We start from the raw sequence: 23,499 nt of genomic DNA, 5'->3' as shown, positions 1-23,499 counted from the left end.
TACGACCTGAAGGCAAGCAGCGCAGACGATCTATTGTGGGAGCGAGCCTTCTCGCGAAAGCGGTGTGTCATCAACCATTGATTTAACTGACACACCGCCTTCGCGAGCAGGCTCGCTCCCACACAGGAATGGAGTAAACCTTCTATCATGCAGGGAACTCGGCCACCTGCGTTGTGGCCCAAGGCTCAGCTCTTTCATCAGGATGCACACATGCAGGTAGAAAGCTTTTTCGAATGGCTCGGCCAGGCGCTCGGTTCGGTCATCCGGTTTATCGTCGATGGCCTCAGTGGGCTCTTCAATATTCTGAGCAATGCCGGTGGCAACTTTGTCGACGGGCTGGCGAAGACGCTGGGGATGGATACCTCGATCATCAGCATCATCGCCCTGATTGTCGGGCTGATGCTGTTGTGGTCGGCAATTCGGGCGTTCATGAATGCGTCGATCATTGCCGGGATCATCTGGTTGTTGCTGGGGTTGTGGTTGTTGAGCTGGATTATTCATTAGGCCTTTGAAGAGCCCCTCACCCTAGCCCTCTCCCGGAGGGAGAGGGGACTGACCGAGTCGCTTCGAAAATCTCTGCCAACCTGAGATACCGAGTCGAACCGAAGCTTCTGACAGCATGAAGATCGGCTCCCTTTCCCCCTCGCTCTTGGGGGAGAGGGCTGGGGTGAGGGGGTTGTTTCTGTCATACACAGCAAATCCTCCATGAATCGTTACAATCCCCGCTCCCCCAAGGAGCCCGCATGTCCACTCTGATCGCCGACTGGCGCGACCGCCCGACGCACCGCAAGGTCTGGGCACTCGCCGCGCCCATGATTCTTTCAAACATTTCCGTACCGTTGGTGGCGCTGGTCGACAGCACCGTGATCGGCCACTTGCCCCACGCCCATCAGCTGGGCGCAGTGGCGGTCGGCGCCAGCCTGTACACCTTTCTCGCCTGGGCCATGGGCTTTTTGCGCATGGGCACCACTGGATTCGCCGCACAAGCTGCCGGGCGCAGCGACGGTGCGGCGTTGCGGCAGATTCTGTTGCAGGGCTTGCTGCTGGCGATGGGGCTGGCGTTGGTGCTTGGCACGTTGGGTGTGCCGCTGAGCGGAGCCGCGTTGCACTTCATGCAACCGTCGGCAGAGCTAGATCAACTCACCCGGGACTTTTTCCATACACGCCTGTTCGGCCTGCCAGCGGCGCTGGCCAGTTATGCGCTGGTCGGCTGGTTCCTCGGCACGCAGAACGCCCGGGCGCCGCTGGCGATTCTGCTGACCACCAATCTGATCAACATTGCCCTCAATCTGTGGTTCGTCATCGGCCTGGACTGGGGCGTGGTCGGTTCAGCGCGGGCCTCGGTCATTGCCGAATGGAGCGGCGCCCTGCTCGGCCTGCTGCTGACCCGCAAGGCTCTGCGCGCATACCCCGGGCACATCGTCTGGGCGGCGCTGAGAATCTGGCAGAGCTGGCGCCCGTTGCTGGCGGTCAATCGCGATATCTTCATCCGCAGCCTGGCGCTGCAATCGGTTTTCTTCCTGATCACCGTGCAAGGCGCGCGGCTTGGCGATTCGACGGTGGCCGCCAATGCGCTGCTGCTCAATGGCTTACTGCTGACGGCGCATGCGCTGGACGGTCTGGCCCATGCCGTCGAGGCTTTGTGCGGACACGCCATCGGCGCCCGTGATCGTCTGGCCCTGCGTCGTTCGCTGGTGGTGGCCGGCGGCTGGTCGCTGATCGCCAGTCTTGGCTTTGCCACATTGTTTCTGCTGGCCGGGCACCTGTTCATCGAGATGCAGACTGACATCCAGAGCGTGCGCGACACCGCGTTCGTCTACCTGCCCTACCTCGCCGTGCTGCCGCTGATTGCAGTCTGGAGCTACCTGCTCGACGGCTTGTTCATCGGCGCCACCCGCGCGCGGGAAATGCGCAACGGCATGCTGATCACCGTGTTGCTGTTATTGCCGTTCGCTTGGGCGCTGCAAGGTTTCGGCAATCACGGGCTGTGGATAACTTTTCTGCTGTTCATGGTGTTGCGCAGCCTGACCCTCGGTGCGCAAGCCTGGTGGCTCAAGCGCAACGATGGCTGGTTCACTGGCGGCGTTCACTGAGCTGGCGTGTGGGCGATAAACCCGACCACCTGATCGAGCACCGGTGCCAAGCGTCGTAACGGCCGTGACAAGGTTGCCACCAACGTAATGTGATTGGGCCGCGAGTAATACAAATCCTGCACCGGCACCCCGGCCGCGCGGAGTTTGCTCGCGAGACCGCCGGTGTTGCGCGCCGGGTTGACCAGATCATCCTCACTCGCGGCAATCAGCAGAGCCGGCGGTGCGCCACGACTGACATGATTGATCGGCTGCGATTGCGGCGGCGAGTCCGGCCAGAAGAATACCGGACGCAACTCGGGATTCTTGATCGGCAGAAAATCATACGGCCCGGCCAGACCGATCCAGCCCTGTACATCCCTGGGTGACATGCCCACCGCGGCGAGCCATTCGCCATCCAGTGCGAGCATCGCCGCGTTGTAGCCGCCGGAGCTGTGACCCATCAGATACAAACGCTGAGGGTTGCCGGAAAACTCGTGGATATGCGCTTTGGTCCACGCCACCGCTCGCGCTCCATCCTGCAAAAACAGCGGATAGCGCACCTGTGGATACAAACGGTAATCCGCCACCACGGCGACAATCCCCCGGGACGCCAGCGCCTCGCCGACAAAACTGTAGTCCGCACGCGAACCGCTGTTCCAGCTGCCGCCATAGAAAAACACCACCACCGGCGCGCCGGGCATCGGTTGATGCGGTACATACACATCGAGCTTCTGCCGCGGATCGTCGCCGTAGGCGATGCCCACGGTTTTGTCGTACGTGCTGTCCGGAGTCAAAGCATTCAGCACCTGCACCGGCGAACAACCGCCCAGCACCAGCAGCAACACGATGCCCAATCCTCGCCGGAATAATCCTGCCATACGCGCCGAACCTCGCCTCAGAACTGATCGCCGCGCCACTGACGCCGCACATGGTCAAGCCGCTGCTGTTGGGTCAGCCCCACCGGCGGCGGCACCAGCACGGCACGCGGATGCAGCAAGCGTAGCCATAACCAGCCATCGAGTACGCTGCGGTCACTGAATCCCAGCGCCAGGCCTTGTTGGACATGGGAGGCCATCGTTGCGTAATCGGTTCCCAGCGATTGGCTCCAGCGCCAGATATGCTGCTCCAGCAGGCCGGTTTGCAGGCGTTCGCGCTGGCGCCGGGTCAGGCTCTCCTCAATGCTCAGCGGCTCGACGGCAAGCCCCGGATTGCGCAACTGTTGCCAGCCCTGGCTGCCAATTGCCCGGTCGGCCCAGGTACCGCCGAACCAGCGCAGTTGTCGAATCGGCCCGAGCCAGCGGCTCAGTTCGGCGGCGTCACAAGCGTCGAAAAAATAGCTCGCGGTCTGCCGGTTGTAATAACTGAGCAGCGCCCGATGGCTCAATCCAAACGACACCGTGAGCATGCGTTGCAAGTGACTCAGCAGCCGTTGCGCCGAGACCTCACTGCCCAGCAACAGGCCGCGCCAGGTATTCGGGTCGCTGTGACACAGTGCGGTCAATGCCGGGCTATCGCGCAAATCGATCAATATCGGTCCATGTTCACTCACCGGCTCGAACTCAGTGCCTGCGAACAGACTGAAGCTCTGCACATCGGCAAACGCCCGGCGCAAGGTCAGCAGGGCCTGCGGTGCATCGAGGCCGTCGAGCAACAGCCACTGCGCCACGGGTTCAAATGCCGCGCCACTCATGTTGCGCCGCTCTGTTCAAGGGCGGTGACCAGCCGACAGCTGCAGACGGGCTCAGGGCAGTGGCTGAAACTGCCGCCGCCGGGAATCAGGCACAACAGCAGCAACGGCTCACCCGCCGCCAGCAGTTGCTGCAAACCGTCACTGATCAGAGAGTCGGGCAATGGCATCGGCTGAACCTCATCGGTGTCGCCGTCGTCAGCAATGATGGGCGGCTGCAGCACGCCGCTGATCATCGGCTGATCCGGATCACCCTCGAAGAAACTCACCACCACTTCGACACCATCGCTCAGCGCCGCCATGGGCACCTGCGCCAGGGACGGCGCAAGCGGTAGCCAACAATGACTCGGAGCGGCCCCCTCCCCCTGATAGAGCCAGTCGAATTGCACCGCCACCGGGCGCAAGCTATCCGGTTGTGGTTCATCAACCGCCACCACCCACGCCCGTTGCAGACTGTGCATGCGCAGGCGCGAGGGTGCCGTGGCCGATGCGCACGGCACCTGCACCGCGCCGAACAGACGGTTGGCGTAGGGAGATTGCTGGAATGGATCGGCGCGATGTTCAACGCGCGTCAACAACCATGGGCGATTGCATTCGGCGAAAGGATGACCGGCCAATCGCAGCCAATGACCGCTACGCAACGTCGCCAGATCACTCTGACCTTCGGCCCTTTGCACACTCGATGAATTGGCCTCGATCGCACTTTGCAGTTGCCATTGGCGCAACGCAGGTGACGTGCCATGTCCGTCGTCACGGTGCTGATAGCGCGCGGCACCGGCCATTGGCAACTGCAGCGGATCATCGGCAAAAACCAGGCAATGCCGGTCGCGGTGATGTTCAAAGTAATAGTGAATCCGCGCCTGCGCGCACAGGCGCTGAAGCAGTTGCAGATCGGACTCGCGGTACTGCGTGCAGAACGTCCGGGCCGGGTAGTCGCCCCGCAATTCGAAACGGCGCTGAGCACCGACGATTCCGTGTTCCCTGAGCACTTGTTCAATGATCTGCGGCACCGAACGGCCGCTGAAAATGCGTTGACTGAAGCGCAGCGCAAGGCAATCCAGCTTCGGCCCCAGACGGATACGGCTCAACCGCAAACCTTGTCCATGCTCATGCTGGACAAGGCTCTGCAATTGTCCGTGCACGCCCTCCCCCGACGGCCCGAAACAGAGGAATGCCGAACGGTAAAGCAGGCCGGCGAGATCCAGATGCGGATCGTCGATCAACACATCGATCTCGAACGCAAAGGATTCGCTGAGGGCTTCGCTACCGGTAAAGGCCAGGACTTCGAAGGGGTCGGACAGGCCCGCTACATCGAGACGAAACGACGACTCGTTGACTGGATCGAACATGGGCGGATCTCTACAGGAGGGGCGGTCGGGGATTCTCGCCGAGAGCCATGGCCGAGTAGAGAGCTGAAGTACAACTTAGGAAATGACCTACGCGAAAAGCAGACCGGATGACTTTGCTGGCCAGGACAGCCAAGCATTTCGCGAGGTTTTTGGGAGATATCCCACCGGGTCATGCGAATTTTCCACCACTTTCGGGAAAAATTCGGACAACCCGGCGCGATCGCACCTGGCCTCAGGAAGACAGGTAGGAGGAGCGGGTCAGGCCCAGACGCAAGGCATCAAGGAATTGCGTGCGCTCGCTGGCGCTGATACGGGCACTGGCGCACTTGTCGCGGTAGTGGGTCATCAGTTCTTCCGGCGACAAATGCACGTAACGCAGCATGTCTTCGATGGTGTCGTGGGTCTCGATACCGGCGTGGTACACGCTGCCATCGGCGTTCTGGTAGATGTTCACCGAGTCGGTGTCACCGAACAGGTTGTGCATGTCGCCAAGGATTTCCTGATAGGCGCCGACGAGGAACACGCCCAGCAGATAATCTTCGCCTTCATTCAAACCGTGTACCGGCAGGCTGGTTTCAATGCTCTGCTCGTCGACGTACTGGTTGATCTTGCCGTCGGAGTCGCAGGTCAGATCCTGCAGCACCGCACGGCGCAGCGGCTCTTCGTCGAGACGGTGCAGCGGGATAATCGGCAGCACCTGATCGATTGCCCAAGTGTCCGGCAGGCTCTGGAATACCGAGAAATTGCAGATGTATTTGTCGGCCAGCTTGTCGTTGAGCTCGTCGAGCACCTGACGGTGCGAACGCTGACGGGCTTTCAAGGAGTTGTGCAGGCGACGGCACACCGCGAAATAGCATTGCTCGGCCAAGGCTTTTTCGGCCAGGGTCAGCTTGCCGTCGGCATACTGCGCCGCCACGTCACTCATGTAGTGGGTGGCGCGCCAGTAGGTTTCGGTGACCATTTCGATGTCGGTCGGGCCGAGCAGGTCAACCAGCCACTGCACGGTTTCCGGCAGCGCTTCCTTGTTCTCGATCTGCGGGATTTCGTCGTTGTGTTTCTCGACGTCGGTCACCTGCACCACCAGCATCGCGTGGTGCGCGGTCAGCGAACGGCCACTTTCGGAGAAGATGTGCGGATGCGGCAGGCTCTGCGCATCGCAGAATTCCTTGAGCATGCCGACCACGACACCGGCGTAATCGTCCATGTCGTAGTTGATCGAACTGGCATTGCGCGAGTGCGTACCGTCGTAGTCGACACCCAGACCGCCACCGACGTCGATGTGATCGACCGGCAGACCGAGGTTGCGCAGCTCGCCGTAGTAACGGATGGCTTCTTTGAAGCCGTGCTGGTAGTCAGCGAGGTTGGCAATCTGCGAACCCATGTGGAAGTGCAGCAGACGAATGCCCTGATCGAGACCGGCAGCGCGGAAGCGCTCGACCACGGACAGGAGCTGCGCGGCCGACAGACCGAATTTGGATTTTTCGCCACCGGTGTCCGCCCACTTCGACGACGCCAGCGACGACAGACGCACGCGCAGGCCGACCTGTGGTTTGACCTTCAACGAGGCGGCTTCTTCGATCACCAGGCCGACTTCGGATTCTTTCTCGATGACGATGAAGACGTTATGGCCAAGCTTCTGCCCCATCAGCGCCAGACGAATGAACTCGCGGTCCTTGTAACCGTTGCAGACGATGGTGCCGCCCTTCGGCGCCAGCGCCAGCACGGCCAGCAGCTCAGGCTTGGAGCCGGCCTCCAGACCGATCGACACGTCCTGGGTGGCGATGATGTTCTCGATCACCGCTTCTTGCTGGTTAACCTTGATCGGGTACAGCGCGGTGTATTTGCTCTGGTATTCCAGACGCTCGATGTTCGAATCGAAAGCGCCGGTCAACTGGCGGACACGGTCTTGCAGAATGTCGGGGAAACGAACCAGCAACGGCAAGGACAAACCGCTTTTGCGCAGTTGGTCGACTTGCTCGAACAGGTCGATAGGCGAGCTGCTCGGGCCGTTCGGACGAACTTCGACGCGACCGGCGTCATTGATCGCGAAATATCCGGCCCCCCAATGGCGAATCCCGTAAACACTGCGGCTGTCCGCAACTGTCCATTGGCTGCCATCGTCTTTGCGTGTGCGTCGTACGGACATCGAAGTCCCCTATAAAGAAGTCATAGTGCGTCGCCTGATCGCAGGCCGGCGCAGTCTAAAGAATGAAAATGACGGTTCGTCAGCGCGGCGGTAGACCGCACTGACTGCGTGGAGTTTAGAAACCGGTCATGAACAGGCTCTGTGAAAACCATGGAGACGACGCCGGATCTGCAGTGTGTCAGAGCCGGATCAAGCCGCAGGTGGTTTTCACAGAGGCTGCTAGCCGCCGGACTTCTTCGCTTTGAAACCGTGCTTGATCAGCTCAGCCAAGAGTAGCTCGACATGATCGCCCTGGATTTCGATGATGCCGTCTTTCAACGCCCCGCCGGTGCCGCAACGTTTCTTCAACGTTGTCGCCAACTCTTTGAGCGCGTCTTCGGCCAGTGGCACGCCGGTGATGGTAGTCACCGTCTTGCCGCCACGGCCCTTGCTCTCGCGACGCACGCGGGCAATGCCGTCGCCGGCCGGGATCACGGTTTGTTTGCAGATACAGGCGTCCACCGGCTTACTGCATTCCGGGCAATGACGACCTGCGTCGGTGGAAAATACCAGGCCACCAAGGGCGGCGAAGGATGCGGCTTTTTTGGCCACCGGCAATCCTCTTGGGAGGACAAAGACTGATCGCAACCTTGGGCAAGGTCAGCGACCGCGAAGCCCCACTCAGGCAGGGGCAGCGCTACTGCACCGGATGCTTCAATAAAAGCAGGCCGGTGCAGCTTGAAAAGGTCGCGCAGTGTAACGGCAAAAAAGCCGATTGCTAAGTGCCAATCGGCGCCAATTTATGTGTTCTTTGCGACGTCGCTTTGCTGCGCCTTCAGATAGCGCTTGAGCGCGGCCAGAGAGTCCGGGCAATAAGGCTTCTGCTGGATTTCCTGCATGACCTGTCCGACCGGAATAAAGCGTGCTTCGAGGACTTCTTCGGGCTGCAGTTTCAGCGGGCCGTCCCACACCGCGGAAAACGCCGAACACCACAAACGGTTGCCGGTGTCTTCGAAGTAGAAATGGTCATGGGCCGTCAGCTCTACGCCGCTGACCCCCAACTCTTCTTCCAGCTCTCGCGCTGCCGACTCGGCGTAGGTCTCATCGGCCTGCACCATGCCGCCCGCCGCGACATCCCAGTAACCGGGATAAATCGCCTTGCTCAACGTGCGCCGGTGCACACAAAGCTCACCGGCGGAATTGAACAACATGATGTAGGTGCCACGCCCGATCAGCCCGCGCTCGCGCAAATCGGCGCGCACCAGTGCGCCGAGCAGGTTGTCGTGCTCGTCGACCCAGGCGATCTGTTCGGCATCGGAGGCGGCGCGATGGGCCGCCTCTTTGGCGTTCTGGCTCATGAATCAGCCCTGATTGAGCAGTTGACGCAAATCGATCACAGCAGCGTTGGCCCGGGAAATATAGTTGGCCATGACCAGCGAGTGGTTGGCCAGCACGCCGAAGCCGCTGCCGTTAAGAATCATAGGACTCCAGACCGGTTCCTGCGAGGCTTCCAGTTCGCGGATGATCTGACGCACGCTGACCGTGGCGTTCTTCTTCGCCAGTACATCGGCGAAGTCGACTTCGATGGCGCGCAGCAGATGCGACAGCGCCCAGGCCTGACCGCGTGCTTCATAGAAGACGTTGTCGATCTGCATCCACGGAGTCTCGACGACTTCCTCGTCAACCTGTGGCACTTCGCCGATCGCCGGCACTTCGGTTTTCAGTGCGGTGTTGAGTTTGACCCGACCAACGCTGGCCGACAGGCGTTGCGACAGCGAGCCGAGACGGGTGCCGACATCGCCCAGCCAGTTGTTCAGGTTGTCGGCGCGGGCATAAAACAGCGCGTTTTTCTGAGTAGGATCGGAGAGGCGCGCCTGATAACGGCTCAGGGAGTTGATGCCTTCCTGGTACTCCGACTCACTGGACGGGAGGATCCAGCTCTTGTTGTCGAAGTTGAAACGCGGCTCGGCTTTGGCCAGATCGGCATCTTCCGCCGACTGCGATTGTGAACGGGCGAAGTCTTTACGCAGGGCACGGGTCAGGTCACGCACCTGCACCAGTACGCCGTATTCCCAGCTCGGCGTGTTGTCCATCCACAGGCCCGGCGGGAAGCGGTCATTGGAGATGTAGCCGCCCGGTTTGTTGAGCAAAGTGCCGGCGACGGTCTTCAGGGTTTCGACGGTGGTGTAGCCGATCACCATCTGCTTGCCTTCTTTCTCGGCAGCCACTTGCGCGTTTTGCGCAACCGGAAACAGCGCCGGCTCTTGGCTCCAGTACCAGCCAAGGCCGATGGTCACCAGCAGGTAGAGGCCGATCAGCGTGGCCAAAGCACGGCTGAACAACACGCCGCCTACATAGCTGCGGGTGGCCGACTTGGGTTCAGCGGCACGTTCAGGCGCACTGCCCGCGCGGTTTTTCCAGTCCAGCATGGCGATATCCTTTCAATCACTTGGGTTCAACGGTTCGACCACAACCATACAACAACGTGCCAGAGCCGGGCACCCGCGCGTAAAGATAAGCCGCAAATCATGTGAGCGAATGACGCTTCGACGCTCACTAAGGGAATCCCCGATGCTGCGTCTCAGCCAATCGGCTTGCAGGGCATTGAAAACCATCGCAAAGCTTATTTGCGGTGCAGATAAGATCGTCACAGACAACTCATCCCGATCGTCCCGTTTACGCAGGGAGTGCCCGGCTCACGGGGGGCGCACAGACGCCGAGGTCAAAAACAAAACCGCCCGGTCAGAAACTGAATGGTGACGCACTGCAGATTATTGACGTACGACACTCGTCTAAGGGAAAAGAGGTGCTAGCATAGAGCCACCAGTCGATCTCAGCATGCAGCCTAACTAGTAGTCAGGATATGACCGAGCCAGAAGACCCCAGCCGTGAGCGTCTCAAGCACCACTTTGCCCAGCGGGTAATTCATCAGGCACGTCAGATTCTTGAGATATGGCAGCGCCTGCAACGCAGTGAGTGGTCCACAGTCGATCTCGCCGAATTGAGCGAGGCGAACTTACGCCTGCTGCGTTTTGCCGAGCGTTTCGAACAGCCGGAACACACGCAACTCGCGCACCACATCAGCCAGTCGCTGGAAGCGGTGGATGCCAATCGCGGTCGCCTCAGCAGCGGCCTGATCACCGACCTCAATCGCTTGATGCAGCGTTTGTCGCGCACTGGCCTGCGCCATGGCGATCAACTCGACCAGACCTTTCTGCCGCCGCTGCGCAAACCAATCTACGTGATGTTGCAGGATCATGACCGTGCCGAACGGCTGGCCAAGCAACTGGAATTTTTCGGCCTCACCGCCCAGGCGCTGGACAGTGTTTCGGCCTTTCGCTCGTCGATGGTCGAACGCCTCCCGGCAGCCATCGTCATGGACGTGGATTTCAGCGGTGCCGGCATCGGCCTGAAGCTCGCCGCCGAAGCCCAGGTCGGCCTGGACGAACCGCTGCCGCTGTTGTTTTTCAGCTTGCACGAAACCGACACGCCGACCCGTCTCGCCGCCGTGCGCGCCGGCGGCCAGGAATTCCTCACCGGCACTCTCGAAGCGTCGAGCCTGCTGGAAAAGATCGAAGTGCTCACCTGCGTCGCTCAGTACGAACCTTATAAAGTGCTGATCATCGACGACTCGCGCGCGCAGGCCCTGCACACCGAGCGCCTGCTCAACAGCGCCGGGATCGTCACGCGCACCTTGATCGAACCGATTCAGGCGATGGCCGAACTGGCGGATTTCCAGCCGGATCTGATCATCCTCGACATGTACATGCCGGCCTGCACCGGCACTGAGCTGGCCAAGGTGATTCGCCACAATGATCGCTATGTCAGCGTGCCGATCATCTACCTGTCGGCCGAAGACGATCTGGACAAGCAGCTCGACGCCATGAGTGAGGGCGGCGATGACTTCCTGACCAAACCGATCAAACCGCGCCACCTGATTACCACCGTGCGCAACCGCGCCGCCCGTGCACGCAATCTGAAAGCACGGATGGTGCGTGACAGCCTCACCGGGTTGTATAACCACACGCACATTCTGCAATTGCTCGAAGACTGCTCGTTCCGCGCCCGCCGCGAGAACAAGCCGCTGAGCTTTGCCATGCTCGACATTGATCACTTCAAACGGGTCAACGACAGCCACGGCCACCCGATGGGCGACCGGGTGATCAAGAGCCTCGCGCTGTTTCTCAAGCAGCGTCTGCGCAAGACCGATTTCATTGGCCGATACGGCGGCGAAGAGTTCGCCATCGTCATGCCCGACACCGATATAGAAGCTGCGCACAAAGTCCTCGACGAAATCCGCCAACGCTTCGCCGAAATTCATTACCCGGCGCAGCCGCAGGATTTGTGGTGCACCTTCAGTGCCGGCGTGGTGGAAATGCACGACGACTGCGACAGCCTGATGATGGCCAGTCAGGCCGACGAGGCGCTGTATCGCGCCAAGGGCGCCGGACGCAATCGCGTGCAGACCGCGCGCGACTCAAAGCAAAGTGCCACTTTTTCATCGGATTCCACTGATTCGGTCATAACCCTGTAACAGAACCGCAATAAATTCAGGCGCTTACCATTTCTGCCGTTGGTAGCCGTCATGCGCCTGAAGTTGCTCACCAATCTCAATACGCTGCTGCTGGTCGCCGTGTGCCTCGCACTCGGCGCCACGCTGTGGTGGTCGCAAAAAGCCCTCGAACGCCCGTATCTGTTGATGGAGCGCTATCTGGGGTTGTCGCAGCAATTTCAGAACGAGGTCGCGCGCAACGTCGAAGACTACCTCGCCAGCGGCGACGCCTTGCGCCTGAGCAGCGCCGGCCAAGCCATCGACAACCTGCGCAAAGAACTTGATGAATTGCCTCCTGCGCTGGCTGAAACGCTGCGCCCGAGCCTGACGAGCCTGGATGAATTCAGCAAAACCGACCTGCTCGCGGCCGGCAAACTGGCCGGTGATCCGCAAGCCTTGCTGTTGCAGGCCGAGCGCGAACTGAGCGCCAGCCTTGAGCAACTCAGCACTTATGCCAACGGCAACGCGGCCTATATGACGCCACTGCTGGTTGCCTCTCAGCACTTGGGCAAACTGTCGCTGGCGCGGGACAAACTGGTCAGCAGCGGGCGCAGTGAACTGGCCGCCGACGTCGAGCGCGAGGTCACCAATATCCGTGCACAGGCGCAGTTGATCGATGCCCTGCCCCTGCTTGGCGTGGTTGCCAGCGGTGAGTCCGGCAGTGATGACTTCGCCGCGATGATGGGTATCGAGAGCACCGAAAAAACCGTCGCCGAAGATGCCGGTGTCAGCTTCAAACGCGAACTCAACAGCCTGCTCGGACGATACCCGGCGGAGCTGGCACGCACTCGCGACCAGATCCAGAAACGCGCCGACCTCAGCACTTCCACTCACCAGAAAATCGCCGCCGTGCAGCAGGCCATCGCCGGACTTGAGCCGGTGGTACGTGCCCAGCACGGGCAGATCCAGGGCGAAGTGCGCCTGATGCAAGGCGTGATGATCGGCCTGATTCTGCTGATCGCATTACTGATCGACACCTTGCAGCGGCGCCTGGCGCGCACGCTGACCAGCCTCGCACCAGCGCTGTCGACTTGGGCCGAAGGTGATTTCAGCCGCGACATTCATCTGGGCAAGACCAACCGTGAGTTGCACGACATCGAAGCCTCGCTAAACCGTCTGCGTGCCTATCTGGTCGACCTGGTCGGCACCATTCGAGGCAATGCCGAGCAAGTCGCGGGCAGCAGCCGCACCCTCGCCGAACTGAGCAACGACCTGCATAGCGGCGCCGAACATCAGGCTGGCGACACCGCGCTGATTCGCGATTCCCTCGGCGAACTTGAAGCGACCATTCAGCAAGTCGCTGGCGATGCGCAGCAGGCCGCAGACGCCAGCCGTCACGCCGGACTGGCTGTCGAGCATGGCCAGACCGTGATCGGCCAAAGCCTGACCGGCCTGCACGCGCTGGTTGGTGAGGTTCAGGGCAACGCGCAGATGATCGAGCATCTGGCTGAAGAGTCGGCGACCATCGGCGGCGTATTGACGGTGATTCGCTCGATTGCCGATCAAACCAACCTGCTGGCCCTCAATGCGGCGATTGAAGCGGCCCGCGCCGGGGAAATGGGTCGCGGTTTTGCTGTGGTGGCCGAAGAAGTGCGCTCGCTGGCCCAGCGCACGGCGGGCGCGACGGCGGAGATTCAAACCTTGATTGCCGGCCTGCAAACCGCCGCCCGACAATCCGTGGAAGGCATGCGTGCACAGGTTGAACATGCCGAAGCCACGGCCAATCAGGCGCAAGCGGCGGATGGTGCGCTGGATAAAATTGTCGGCGCGATCCAGACCATTTCCGACACGGCGATCCGCATTGCCGACGTGACGGCGCAGCAAAGTGGCGCCGTCAGCGAGATTCGCGATCACAGTGAGCGGATTCATCAGTTGGGTGGGGATAATCTGGTGCGTATCGGCCGTGGGCGCGAACAGGGCGAGAACTTGCTGGTTCTTGGCGGGCAACTGCATACAGCCGTTCAAGCCTTCCGCGTCTGACAAATCGCCTTCGCGAGCAAGATCGCTCCCACATTGGAATGCATCCCCCTGTGGGAGCGAGCTTGCTCGCGAAGGCGTCAGTCCAGTCACGACAAGTGACCGGATCAAATCACTTGGTCACATATTTCGCGCAAACATCGGCCATCGTGCTGCCTATTGCATAGAACTGGACAGTCACAAAGTCTTTGCGGCATAGTCGCCGGGTTCTGACGAATGCTCATTGATAACAAGGACTACGCAGATGGCGACCCTACTGGTGCTGCACGGCCCCAATCTGAACCTGCTCGGCACCCGCGAACCCGGCACTTACGGTTCAACGACCCTGGCGCAGATCAATCAGGATCTGGAGCGCCGCGCCCGTGAAGCCGGCCATCATCTGCTGTATCTGCAAAGCAATGCCGAATACGAATTGATCGACCGCATCCACGCCGCACGCGGCGAAGGCGTCGACTTCATTCTGATCAATCCAGCAGCTTTTACGCACACAAGCGTCGCATTACGTGACGCGTTGCTGGGAGTGAGCATCCCATTCATCGAAGTGCATTTGTCCAACGTGCACAAACGCGAACCTTTCCGCCATCACTCTTACTTCTCCGACGTAGCGGTGGGAGTGATCTGCGGCCTTGGCGCCAGCGGTTACCGACTGGCCCTGGAGGCTGCACTAGAACAGCTTGAAACACAGGCAACGACTTGAACTACAAGCGTTAAGCGCCCCTGACCGACCCTTGGGAGTTGATGATTCATGGATATCCGTAAAGTTAAGAAACTGATCGAATTGCTGGAAGAGTCCGGCATCGACGAGCTCGAGATCAAGGAAGGCGAAGAGTCCGTACGCATCAGCCGTCACAGCAAGACCCCGGCTCAGCAGTACTACGCGCCAGCTCCGATGCAAGCACCGGCTGCCGCACCTGTTGCAGCTGCTCCAGTAGCTGCCGCTCCGGTTGCCGCTGCTGCGCCAGCGCTGAACGGCACCGTTGCCCGTTCGCCGATGGTCGGCACCTTCTACCGTAAATCTTCGCCAGCCTCGCCAGCCTTCGTTGAAGTCGGCCAGACCGTGAAGAAAGGCGACACTCTGTGCATCGTCGAAGCCATGAAGATGATGAACCACATCGAAGCTGAAACCAGCGGTGTGATCGAGTCCATCCTCGTCGAAGACGGCCAGCCGGTTGAGTACGACCAACCGCTGTTCACCATCGTTTGAACTGCGGAGAGCCTTTGATGACTGCGAAGTTGGAAAAAGTTCTGATCGCGAACCGCGGTGAGATCGCCCTGCGGATTCTGCGTGCCTGCAAAGAGATGGGCATCAAGACCGTCGCCGTTTACTCCAAGGCCGACAAAGAGCTGATGCACCTGGGTCTGGCAGACGAATCCGTCTGCATCGGCCCGGCGTCTGCCGCTCAGTCCTACCTGCACATCCCGGCCATCATCGCGGCCGCTGAAGTGACTGGCGCTACCGCCATTCACCCAGGCTACGGTTTCCTCGCGGAAAACGCCGATTTTGCCGAGCAGGTCGAGAACTCCGGCTTCGCCTTCATCGGCCCGAAAGCCGACACCATTCGCCTGATGGGCGACAAGGTCTCGGCCAAGCACGCGATGATCGAAGCGGGCGTACCAACCGTTCCAGGTTCTGACGGCCCACTGCCGGAAGACGAAGAAACGGCGCTGCGCATCGGTCGTGAAGTCGGCTACCCGGTGATCATCAAAGCCGCTGGCGGCGGTGGTGGTCGCGGCATGCGCGTGGTGCACAAGGAAGAAGACCTGATCGCCTTCGCCAAACTGACCCGCACCGAAGCAGGCGCGGCGTTCGGCAACCCGATGGTGTACCTGGAAAAATTCCTGACCAACCCGCGTCACGTCGAAGTGCAGGTTCTGTCCGACGGCCAGGGCCACGCCATCCATCTGGGCGACCGCGATTGCTCGCTGCAACGTCGTCACCAGAAGGTTCTCGAAGAAGCGCCGGCACCGGGCATCGACGAGAAAGCGCGTCAGGAAGTCCTGGCTCGTTGCGTCAAGGCGTGCATCGACATCGGTTACCGCGGCGCCGGCACTTTCGAGTTCCTGTACGAGAACGGTCGTTTCTACTTCATCGAAATGAACACCCGTGTTCAGGTGGAGCACCCGGTTTCGGAAATGGTCACCGGTATCGACATCGTCAAGGAGATGCTCAGCATCGCCGCTGGCAACAAGCTGTCGTTCACGCAGGATGACGTGGTGATCCGCGGTCACTCGCTGGAATGCCGGATCAACGCTGAAGACCCGAAAACCTTCATGCCGAGCCCGGGTACGGTCAAGCATTTCCACGCCCCGGGCGGCAACGGCGTTCGCGTCGATTCGCACCTGTACAGTGGCTATGCCGTTCCGCCGAACTACGACTCGCTGATCGGCAAGCTGATCACTTACGGCGCCACTCGCGACGAAGCCATGGCACGCATGCGCAATGCCCTGGACGAAATCGTGGTTGACGGGATCAAGACCAACATCCCGCTGCACCGTGATCTGGTCCGTGACGAAGGCTTCTGCAAGGGCGGTGTGAACATTCACTACCTCGAGCACAAGCTGGCTGGCGAGAAGCACTAAGCTTCAGCCCGCACCCAACAACGCCGCCTTCGGGCGGCTTTGTTGTTTGTGCAGTAAAGAAAATCAAAAGATCGCAGCCTTCGGCAGCTCCTACAGGGGATCGCATTTCAGTGTAGGAGCTGCCGAAGGCTGCGATCTTTTGATCTTCAACCATGTTCGTGTTCTGCCGCGCGCTCGCGTAAACTTGCGCGCTTCTCGCTGGCCGCTAGGCTGCAATCATATTTTTTTCAAAGGTGCCCGCCATGCCTTGGCTGCAAGTACGTCTCGCCATCAGCCCGGAACAAGCCGAAACCTACGAAGACGCTTTCCTTGAAGTGGGCGCCGTGTCGGTGACCTTCATGGACGCCGAAGATCAGCCGATCTTCGAGCCGGAACTCAACACCACCCCGCTGTGGGCGCACACCCACCTGCTTGCGTTGTTCGAAGGCGGCACCGAACCGGCACCGGTGCTGGCCCATCTGGAACTGCTGACCGGCAGCCCGCTGCCCGAGCATCACAGCGAAGTCATCGAAGATCAGGATTGGGAACGCAGCTGGATGGACGGTTTCCAGCCGATGCGTTTCGGCCAGCGCCTGTGGATTGTGCCGAGCTGGCACGCCGCGCCGGAACCTGATGCAGTCAACCTGCTGCTGGATCCGGGCCTGGCGTTCGGCACCGGCACTCACCCGACCACCGCACTGTGCCTGGAATGGCTCGACGGTCAGGAACTGAAAGACTGCAACGTGCTGGATTTCGGCTGCGGCTCGGGGATTCTGGCGATTGCCGCCCTGCTGCTCGGCGCCAAGGAAGCGGTCGGCACCGACATCGACGTGCAGGCGCTGGAAGCCTCGCGCGACAACGCCGGGCGCAACAATATCGCCGACGAACTGTTCCCGCTGTACCTGCCGGAAGATCTGCCACAGGTTCAAGCCGATGTGCTGGTCGCCAACATCCTCGCCGGCCCGCTGGTTTCGCTGGCGCCGCAACTGTCCAGCCTGGTGAAATCCGGTGGCCGTCTGGCACTGTCGGGCATTCTTGCCGAGCAAGGTGATGAAGTCGCCGCTGCTTATGCGCAGGACTTCGATCTCGACCCGATCGCCAATCGCGATGGCTGGGTGCGCATCACCGGCCGTCGGCGCTAATATGACCGCCTGCATAATCCGGATCGCCGCATGACCGACAGCTTCGTCACCCAGTGCCCGCATTGCCAAACCAGTTTCCGTGTCAGCCATGCTCAATTGAGCGTGGCCCGCGGGGTGGTTCGCTGCGGCTCCTGCCTGCAAGTGTTCAACGCGGCCAAACAGCTGCTGGAACAACACGCCGGCAAGGACGCGGTGACGCCGGTTGCGCCGTCGATTGTCGCGCTGCCCGACGAAGTCCCGCCGGCTATCGCGCCGCCGCCCATCGTCGAACAACCCGAGCCGCGCGCCATCAGCCAAAAGCAGTGGAGCGCTTCGGAGCTTGATCTCGACAGCCTCGATCTGGACGAAGAACTCGCCCGCCTCGAACAACGGGAAATCCAGCCCGCCACCGAACTCGGCCGCCCGCGCGAAGACTCTCTGAGTGCCCGTCGCGACAGTCAAGAACCGGACGATGCCGCGTGGCCTGACAGCCTGTTCAGCGAACCCGCCGATGAGCGGCTGCCTGAGCCGGAAGATGAGCCGCAGATCGACGACATTGAACCGGTCAAACCCGAGCGCACCGAGCCTTCGCTGTCACTGGAACCGGTGGATCTGGATGATGAGCCGGCGATCCCTCATCTGCGCCTGCACGACCCGATCGACCCGAATGCCCGTCGCGAACGCTTGTCGACCAGCGACAAAGTCGATGACGATGATTTGCCATCGATCGAGCCGCTGCGCAAAAAGCGTGAGCGCGCAGAACCCGGTGTACGCGCTGAAGTCCTGCAAGACCTGACTGACGACCCGCTGCAACTGGACTGGCAGAAACGCCGCTCGCCATGGGGCCGACGCATGCTCTGGCTGCTGTTGGTTCTGCTGGCGGCAGGCGGACTGGCCGCCCAGTACATCTCTTATCATTTCGAGGAGCTGGCGCGACAGGACCAGTATCGCCCGTGGTTCCAGCAAATCTGCCCGCAGATCGGCTGCACGGTGCCGTCCAAGGTCGACATCGCCCGGATCAAGAGCAGCAATCTGGTGGTGCGCAGCCACCCGGAATTCAACGGTGCGCTGGTGGTCGACGCGATCATTTATAACCGCGCGACGTTCTCCCAGCCCTTTCCATTACTGGAACTGCGCTTCGCCGACCTTAATGGTCACCTGATCGCCAGTCGTCGCTTCAAACCCGGCGAATACCTCAAAGGCGATCTCGAAGGTCTGGCGGAAATGCCGCCGCAGACGCCGATCCACATCGCGCTGGATATTCTCGATCCGGGCCCCAAAGCGGTGAATTACAGCCTGAGTTTCCACTCGCCCGAGTGACGCGCTTTACCGTTTCTGAATTGACGGCGGTTTTCTGACTTCGCAGCGAGCAACCAAACCGCTGGCGATAACAGAATAACTGTTCAGATTTTGTTCAATTCAGCCTTTATCCAGTCATCGAGAGCGGGTATCATGCCAACCCTTTTTCGAACTCTCATGATCCGGCCCCACCTCAGGGAAGTCCTATGTCGGCGGTACGCATCGGCCCATACACATTGCAGAACGGCTTGATTCTCGCCCCGATGGCGGGGGTCACCGACCAGCCCTTTCGTCAGCTGTGCAAGCGTTTGGGCGCAGGGCTTGTTGTCTCGGAAATGGTCACCAGTGACATGAGCCTGTGGAACACCCGCAAGTCGCGCATGCGCATGATCCACGAAGGCGATCCCGAGCCCCGCTCGGTGCAGATTGCCGGTGGCGACGCGCAAATGCTGGCGGATGCGGCCCGGGCCAACGTCGAACTGGGCGCACAGATTATTGATATCAACATGGGTTGCCCGGCAAAGAAGGTCTGCAACAAGGCCGCCGGTTCCGCGTTGTTGAAGGACGAAGCACTGGTGACCGAGATCCTGCAGGCTGTAGTGGCTGCGGTTGATGTGCCGGTCACCTTGAAGATCCGCACCGGCTGGGATCGCGACAACAGGAACGGCCTGACTGTGGCGAAGATCGCCGAGCAGGCCGGCATTACGGCGCTGGCAGTGCATGGCCGCACTCGCGCCGATCTGTACAAGGGTGAAGCCGAGTACGACACGATTGCCGCGATCAAGCAGGCCGTGTCGATTCCGGTGTTTGCCAACGGCGATATCGATTCGCCAGAAAAGGCCCGTTACGTGCTCGACGCGACCGGAGCCGATGGCCTGTTGGTAGGCCGCGCCGCCCAAGGGCGGCCATGGATTTTTCGCGAGATCGAACACTTCCTGCGTACCGGCGAGAAATTGCCGGCACCGGAGCTGATCGAGGTGGAACACATACTGCTAGAGCATCTGGCCGCACTTCACGCTTTCTATGGGGATGTGATGGGCGTGCGCATTGCGCGCAAGCATGTGGGCTGGTATCTCGCAACCTTGCCGGGCGCCAGGGAGTTTCGCGCCCACTTCAATCGTTTGGATGGTACGGAAACACAATGCGCCAATGTTCGGGAGTTCTTCGCCGAACATTACAAGAGCCTGACAGGGGACGAAGAAGGGGTGGCCGCATGACGATGATGACCGAGACTTTAGTGAGTGGAACAGCACCCGTGAGCGACAACGTGAATTTGAAACAGCACCTCAATACCCCGAGCGAAGAAGGTCAGACCCTTCGCGGGAGTGTCGAGAAGGCGCTGCACAATTATTTCGCCCACCTTGAGGGCGCGTCCGTCACGGATGTGTACAACCTGGTGCTCTCCGAAGTCGAGGCTCCCCTGCTCGAAAGCGTGATGAACTACGTCAAGGGCAACCAGACCAAGGCCAGTGAGCTGCTGGGACTCAACCGCGGCACGCTGCGCAAGAAACTCAAGCAGTACGATCTGCTGTAAGCATTCAATCAAACCAGAAAGGCGCCCGCGTAAAAAACGGTCGCCTTTTTTGCTGACTTCCTTTGCTTTTGATGGAAATTGAGATGACCGACCAGACTACCCGCCTGCCGATCCGCCGCGCCTTGATCAGCGTTTCCGACAAGACCGGGATCCTCGAATTCGCCAAGGAGCTCGAAGCTCTGGGCGTCGAGATCCTCTCCACCGGCGGGACGTTCAAGCTGCTGCGCGACAACGGTGTTGCCGCAGTGGAAGTCGCGGATTACACCGGTTTCGCCGAAATGATGGACGGTCGGGTGAAAACCCTGCACCCGAAAATCCACGGTGGCATCCTCGGTCGTCGCGGTATCGACGACGCGATCATGAGCGAGCACGGCATCAAGCCGATCGATCTGGTTGCAGTCAACCTCTACCCGTTCGAAGCCACCATCAACAAGCCAGGTTGCGACCTGCCGACCGCGATCGAGAACATCGACATCGGCGGCCCGACCATGGTCCGTTCGGCAGCGAAAAACCACAAAGACGTCGCGATCGTGGTGAATGCCAGCGATTACGCCAGCGTGCTGGAAGGCCTCAAGGCCGGCGGTCTGACCTACGCTCAGCGCTTCGACCTGATGCTCAAGGCGTTCGAACACACTGCCGCCTACGACGGCATGATCGCCAACTACATGGGCACCGTGAATCAGGCCGCTGAAACCCTGAGCACTGAAAGCCGCAGCGAATTCCCGCGCACCTTCAACAGCCAGTTCATCAAGGCCCAGGAAATGCGCTACGGCGAGAACCCGCACCAGAGTGCGGCGTTCTACGTGGAAGCCAAGCCTGCCGAAGTCGGCATCGCCACCGCGACCCAACTGCAAGGCAAAGAGCTGTCGTACAACAACGTGGCCGACACCGACGCCGCGCTGGAATGCGTGAAGAGCTTCGTCAAGCCAGCCTGCGTGATCGTCAAGCACGCCAACCCGTGCGGCGTGGCGGTCAGCCCGGACGCTGAAGGCGGCATCCGTCAGGCTTACGAACTGGCCTACGCCACCGACACTGAATCGGCATTCGGCGGCATCATCGCCTTCAACCGTGAACTGGATGCCGAGACCGCCAAAGCGATCGTCGAGCGTCAGTTCGTTGAAGTGATCATCGCCCCGAGCGTCAGCGAAGAAGCCCGCGCCATCGTTGCGGCGAAAGCCAATGTGCGCCTGCTGGCCTGCGGCGAGTGGTCGGCTGACCGCGCTGCCGCGTGGGATTACAAACGCGTCAACGGCGGCCTGCTGGTACAGAGCCGTGACATTGGCATGATCAGCGCCGATGACCTGAAAGTCGTGACCAAACGCGCCCCGACCGAACAGGAAATCCACGACCTGATCTTCGCCTGGAAAGTCGCCAAGTACGTTAAATCCAACGCCATCGTCTACGCCAAGAACCGTCAGACCATCGGTGTCGGCGCGGGCCAGATGAGCCGCGTAAACTCGGCGCGTATCGCTGCGATCAAGGCTGAGCACGCCGGTCTGCAAGTCGCCGGTTCGGTGATGGCATCGGACGCGTTCTTCCCGTTCCGCGACGGTCTCGACAACGCGGCCAAGGTCGGTATCACTGCAGTGATCCAGCCGGGCGGCTCGATGCGTGATGCTGAAGTGATTGCTGCAGCCGACGAAGCCGGCATCGCCATGGTATTCACCGGCATGCGCCACTTCCGTCACTGAAATACGGCAGCTACAAGTCTCAAGCTGCAAGCTGCAAGAAAGAGCAGGCATGTGTCGCTCTTTCTTGCAGATGCAGCCTTATTAATTCAGAGCCATAAGCTGTAGTTAAGAGCCACACATTCGCTCTTGCTTGCAGCTTATAGCTTGCAGCTTTCTCCGAAGGAGTCTCTCTTTGAACGTTTTGATCATTGGCAGCGGTGGCCGTGAACACGCCCTGGCCTGGAAAGTGGCTCAGGATCCGCGCGTGCAGAAGGTTTTCGTCGCACCGGGCAACGCTGGCACCGCCATCGAAGCCAAGTGCGAGAACGTCGCCATCGACGTGCTGGCCCTTGAGCAACTGGCCGACTTCGCCGAGAAAAACGTTTCCCTGACCATCGTCGGCCCGGAAGTGCCGCTGGTGGCTGGCGTCGTTGACCTGTTCCGCTCCCGTGGTCTGGACTGCTTCGGTCCGACCGCCGGCGCTGCGCAACTGGAAGGTTCGAAAGCCTTCACCAAGGACTTCCTCGCGCGTCACAAGATCCCGACCGCCGACTACCAGAACTTCACCGAGATCGAGCCGGCCCTGGCTTACCTGCGTGAAAAAGGCGCTCCAATCGTGATCAAGGCCGACGGCCTGGCGGCCGGTAAAGGCGTGATCGTCGCGATGACCCTTGCCGAAGCCGAAGACGCCGTGCGCGACATGCTCGCCGGCAACGCTTTCGGTGATGCCGGTTCGCGCGTGGTGATCGAAGAGTTCCTCGACGGCGAAGAAGCTTCGTTCATCGTCATGGTCGACGGCAAAAACGTTTTGCCGATGGCCACCAGCCAGGATCACAAACGTGTTGGCGACGGCGACAGCGGCCCGAACACCGGCGGCATGGGTGCTTACTCCCCTGCTCCGGTGGTCACCGCCGACGTGCACCAGCGCGTGATGGACCTGGTGATCTGGCCGACCGTGCGCGGCATGGCTGAAGAAGGCAACGTCTACACCGGTTTCCTCTACGCCGGTCTGATGATCGACAAGGCCGGTAACCCGAAAGTCATCGAGTTCAACTGCCGCTTCGGCGATCCGGAAACCCAACCGGTGATGCTGCGTCTGCAATCGAGCCTCGTGCTGCTGGTCGAAGCCGCTCTGGCGCAAGCGCTGGACAAGGTTGAAGCACAGTGGGATCCACGCCCGAGCGTGGGCATCGTGCTGGCGGCTGGCGGTTACCCGGGCGATTACGCCAAGGGCGCGGCGATCAACGGTCTGGACGCAGCCGCGAAACTGGAAGGCAAAGTCTTCCACGCCGGTACTGCGCTGAAAGATGGCAACGTTGTCACCGCCGGCGGTCGCGTGCTCTGCGCCACCGCAATGGGCGCCAGCGTCGGTGAAGCGCAGCAGCAAGCCTACAAGCTGGCAGCGGCGATCACCTGGGAAGGCTGCTTCTACCGCAAGGACATTGGCTACCGCGCCATTGCCCGTGAACGTGGCGAAATCCAGGAATAAGCTGTACCTCAAGTCCGGCGAGGGATACCGTTCCTCGCCGGGCTGTTCCGCCGCCGCGCATCGTT

Annotated in this window: 20 protein-coding genes; 13 read left to right on the top strand and 7 right to left on the bottom strand. The window is 60.7% G+C overall.

The genetic code is table 11. The features are described from left to right. Nucleotides 1–210: 210 nt before the first annotated feature. Nucleotides 211–504 carry a hypothetical protein gene (locus ACZZ0G_RS15085; protein ID WP_007914623.1) on the top strand — a complete coding sequence of 98 codons (294 nt, stop codon included), beginning with the start codon at nt 211–213 and terminating at the stop codon, nt 502–504. A gap of 239 nt (nt 505–743) precedes the next feature. Further along, nucleotides 744–2,093, top strand: a complete 1,350-nt coding sequence (locus ACZZ0G_RS15080) for an MATE family efflux transporter (RefSeq protein WP_463556655.1) — start codon at nt 744–746, stop codon at nt 2,091–2,093. Here the strand turns inward: ACZZ0G_RS15080 and ACZZ0G_RS15075 are convergent. From ACZZ0G_RS15075 to ACZZ0G_RS15045, 7 genes are all read right to left on the bottom strand, one after another. Then, a complete protein-coding gene (locus ACZZ0G_RS15075; protein ID WP_463556654.1) occupies nt 2,087–2,950 on the bottom strand; it encodes an alpha/beta hydrolase in 864 nt (287 codons plus the stop codon). The genes ACZZ0G_RS15080 and ACZZ0G_RS15075 overlap by 7 nt on opposite strands. 17 nt (nt 2,951–2,967) lie before the next feature. Beyond that, a complete protein-coding gene (locus tag ACZZ0G_RS15070) occupies nt 2,968–3,762 on the bottom strand; it encodes a DUF4123 domain-containing protein (protein ID WP_463556653.1) in 795 nt (264 codons plus the stop codon). Then, nucleotides 3,759–5,108 carry a type VI secretion system Vgr family protein gene (locus ACZZ0G_RS15065; RefSeq protein ID WP_463556652.1) on the bottom strand — a complete coding sequence of 450 codons (1,350 nt, stop codon included), beginning with the start codon at nt 5,106–5,108 and terminating at the stop codon, nt 3,759–3,761. The genes ACZZ0G_RS15070 and ACZZ0G_RS15065 overlap by 4 nt, the downstream gene beginning before the upstream one ends. A gap of 232 nt (nt 5,109–5,340) precedes the next feature. Further along, entirely contained in the window at nt 5,341–7,254 is a 1,914-nt protein-coding gene (gene speA / locus ACZZ0G_RS15060) for an arginine decarboxylase (protein ID WP_102901631.1), read from the bottom strand. A 219-nt stretch (nt 7,255–7,473) separates the two neighbouring features. After that, nucleotides 7,474–7,845 carry a translation initiation factor Sui1 gene (locus ACZZ0G_RS15055; RefSeq protein ID WP_007914613.1) on the bottom strand — a complete coding sequence of 124 codons (372 nt, stop codon included), beginning with the start codon at nt 7,843–7,845 and terminating at the stop codon, nt 7,474–7,476. A 188-nt stretch (nt 7,846–8,033) separates the two neighbouring features. Next, the gene (locus tag ACZZ0G_RS15050; RefSeq protein ID WP_463556651.1) at nt 8,034–8,591 is read right to left on the bottom strand and encodes an NUDIX hydrolase; all 558 of its coding nucleotides are present in this window, start codon (nt 8,589–8,591) and stop codon (nt 8,034–8,036) included. A gap of 3 nt (nt 8,592–8,594) precedes the next feature. After that, on the bottom strand, nt 8,595–9,662 hold the full coding sequence (locus tag ACZZ0G_RS15045; protein ID WP_064388778.1) for a DUF2333 family protein: 1,068 nt from the start codon (nt 9,660–9,662) through the stop codon (nt 8,595–8,597). 434 nt (nt 9,663–10,096) lie between these two features. On the opposite strand from ACZZ0G_RS15045, the gene gcbA reads away from it, so the two are divergent. The 11 genes from gcbA (at nt 10,097) to purD (ending at nt 23,434) form a co-directional block, all read left to right on the top strand. Then, the gene (gene gcbA / locus ACZZ0G_RS15040) at nt 10,097–11,767 is read left to right on the top strand and encodes a diguanylate cyclase GcbA (protein WP_463556650.1); all 1,671 of its coding nucleotides are present in this window, start codon (nt 10,097–10,099) and stop codon (nt 11,765–11,767) included. A gap of 51 nt (nt 11,768–11,818) precedes the next feature. After that, nucleotides 11,819–13,765 (top strand): methyl-accepting chemotaxis protein, encoded by a 1,947-nt coding sequence (locus ACZZ0G_RS15035; protein WP_463556649.1) that lies wholly within the window; start codon nt 11,819–11,821, stop codon nt 13,763–13,765. Nucleotides 13,766–14,006: 241 nt separating this feature from the next. Then, nucleotides 14,007–14,459: a type II 3-dehydroquinate dehydratase gene (gene aroQ, locus ACZZ0G_RS15030; RefSeq protein ID WP_007914604.1), complete on the top strand. Its 453-nt coding sequence runs from the start codon at nt 14,007–14,009 to the stop codon at nt 14,457–14,459. 48 nt (nt 14,460–14,507) lie between these two features. Then, nucleotides 14,508–14,966, top strand: a complete 459-nt coding sequence (gene accB / locus ACZZ0G_RS15025; RefSeq protein ID WP_463556648.1) for an acetyl-CoA carboxylase biotin carboxyl carrier protein — start codon at nt 14,508–14,510, stop codon at nt 14,964–14,966. 17 nt (nt 14,967–14,983) lie between these two features. After that, nucleotides 14,984–16,342, top strand: a complete 1,359-nt coding sequence (gene accC, locus ACZZ0G_RS15020; RefSeq protein WP_064388761.1) for an acetyl-CoA carboxylase biotin carboxylase subunit — start codon at nt 14,984–14,986, stop codon at nt 16,340–16,342. Nucleotides 16,343–16,584: 242 nt separating this feature from the next. Then, entirely contained in the window at nt 16,585–17,463 is an 879-nt protein-coding gene (gene prmA, locus ACZZ0G_RS15015) for a 50S ribosomal protein L11 methyltransferase (protein WP_463556647.1), read from the top strand. 30 nt (nt 17,464–17,493) lie between these two features. Further along, a complete protein-coding gene (locus ACZZ0G_RS15010) occupies nt 17,494–18,762 on the top strand; it encodes a DUF3426 domain-containing protein (RefSeq protein ID WP_463397828.1) in 1,269 nt (422 codons plus the stop codon). 185 nt (nt 18,763–18,947) lie between these two features. Then, nucleotides 18,948–19,958 (top strand): tRNA dihydrouridine synthase DusB, encoded by a 1,011-nt coding sequence (gene dusB / locus ACZZ0G_RS15005; RefSeq protein WP_463556646.1) that lies wholly within the window; start codon nt 18,948–18,950, stop codon nt 19,956–19,958. Further along, complete coding sequence (fis, locus tag ACZZ0G_RS15000) at nt 19,955–20,275, top strand: DNA-binding transcriptional regulator Fis (RefSeq protein WP_003221275.1); 321 nt, start codon at nt 19,955–19,957, stop codon at nt 20,273–20,275. The genes dusB and fis overlap by 4 nt, the downstream gene beginning before the upstream one ends. Before the next feature lie 83 nt (nt 20,276–20,358). Further along, nucleotides 20,359–21,966 (top strand): bifunctional phosphoribosylaminoimidazolecarboxamide formyltransferase/IMP cyclohydrolase, encoded by a 1,608-nt coding sequence (gene purH / locus ACZZ0G_RS14995; protein WP_463556645.1) that lies wholly within the window; start codon nt 20,359–20,361, stop codon nt 21,964–21,966. A gap of 172 nt (nt 21,967–22,138) precedes the next feature. Beyond that, nucleotides 22,139–23,434 carry a phosphoribosylamine--glycine ligase gene (gene purD / locus ACZZ0G_RS14990; RefSeq protein ID WP_463556644.1) on the top strand — a complete coding sequence of 432 codons (1,296 nt, stop codon included), beginning with the start codon at nt 22,139–22,141 and terminating at the stop codon, nt 23,432–23,434. Nucleotides 23,435–23,499 lie beyond the last annotated feature (65 nt).

This window comes from Pseudomonas sp. AC169 (assembly GCF_979258515.1).
This window is presented reverse-complemented; position numbering and strand designations above follow the sequence as displayed.

Excerpts from the sequence above, each read along its gene's own strand:
- ACZZ0G_RS15065 (WP_463556652.1), bottom strand. The coding sequence starts at position 5,108 with ATGTTCGATCCAGTCAACGAGTCGTCGTTTCGTCTCGATGTAGCGGGC.
- ACZZ0G_RS15070 (WP_463556653.1), bottom strand. The coding sequence starts at position 3,762 with ATGAGTGGCGCGGCATTTGAACCCGTGGCGCAGTGGCTGTTGCTCGAC.
- ACZZ0G_RS15050 (WP_463556651.1), bottom strand. The coding sequence starts at position 8,591 with ATGAGCCAGAACGCCAAAGAGGCGGCCCATCGCGCCGCCTCCGATGCC.
- ACZZ0G_RS15010 (WP_463397828.1), top strand. The coding sequence starts at position 17,494 with ATGACCGACAGCTTCGTCACCCAGTGCCCGCATTGCCAAACCAGTTTC.
- ACZZ0G_RS15075 (WP_463556654.1), bottom strand. The coding sequence starts at position 2,950 with ATGGCAGGATTATTCCGGCGAGGATTGGGCATCGTGTTGCTGCTGGTG.
- fis (WP_003221275.1), top strand. The coding sequence starts at position 19,955 with ATGACGATGATGACCGAGACTTTAGTGAGTGGAACAGCACCCGTGAGC.
- ACZZ0G_RS15085 (WP_007914623.1), top strand. The coding sequence starts at position 211 with ATGCAGGTAGAAAGCTTTTTCGAATGGCTCGGCCAGGCGCTCGGTTCG.
- ACZZ0G_RS15035 (WP_463556649.1), top strand. The coding sequence starts at position 11,819 with ATGCGCCTGAAGTTGCTCACCAATCTCAATACGCTGCTGCTGGTCGCC.
- purH (WP_463556645.1), top strand. The coding sequence starts at position 20,359 with ATGACCGACCAGACTACCCGCCTGCCGATCCGCCGCGCCTTGATCAGC.
- aroQ (WP_007914604.1), top strand. The coding sequence starts at position 14,007 with ATGGCGACCCTACTGGTGCTGCACGGCCCCAATCTGAACCTGCTCGGC.
- speA (WP_102901631.1), bottom strand. The coding sequence starts at position 7,254 with ATGTCCGTACGACGCACACGCAAAGACGATGGCAGCCAATGGACAGTT.
- prmA (WP_463556647.1), top strand. The coding sequence starts at position 16,585 with ATGCCTTGGCTGCAAGTACGTCTCGCCATCAGCCCGGAACAAGCCGAA.
- ACZZ0G_RS15080 (WP_463556655.1), top strand. The coding sequence starts at position 744 with ATGTCCACTCTGATCGCCGACTGGCGCGACCGCCCGACGCACCGCAAG.
- accC (WP_064388761.1), top strand. The coding sequence starts at position 14,984 with ATGACTGCGAAGTTGGAAAAAGTTCTGATCGCGAACCGCGGTGAGATC.
- dusB (WP_463556646.1), top strand. The coding sequence starts at position 18,948 with ATGTCGGCGGTACGCATCGGCCCATACACATTGCAGAACGGCTTGATT.
- ACZZ0G_RS15045 (WP_064388778.1), bottom strand. The coding sequence starts at position 9,662 with ATGCTGGACTGGAAAAACCGCGCGGGCAGTGCGCCTGAACGTGCCGCT.
- accB (WP_463556648.1), top strand. The coding sequence starts at position 14,508 with ATGGATATCCGTAAAGTTAAGAAACTGATCGAATTGCTGGAAGAGTCC.
- gcbA (WP_463556650.1), top strand. The coding sequence starts at position 10,097 with ATGACCGAGCCAGAAGACCCCAGCCGTGAGCGTCTCAAGCACCACTTT.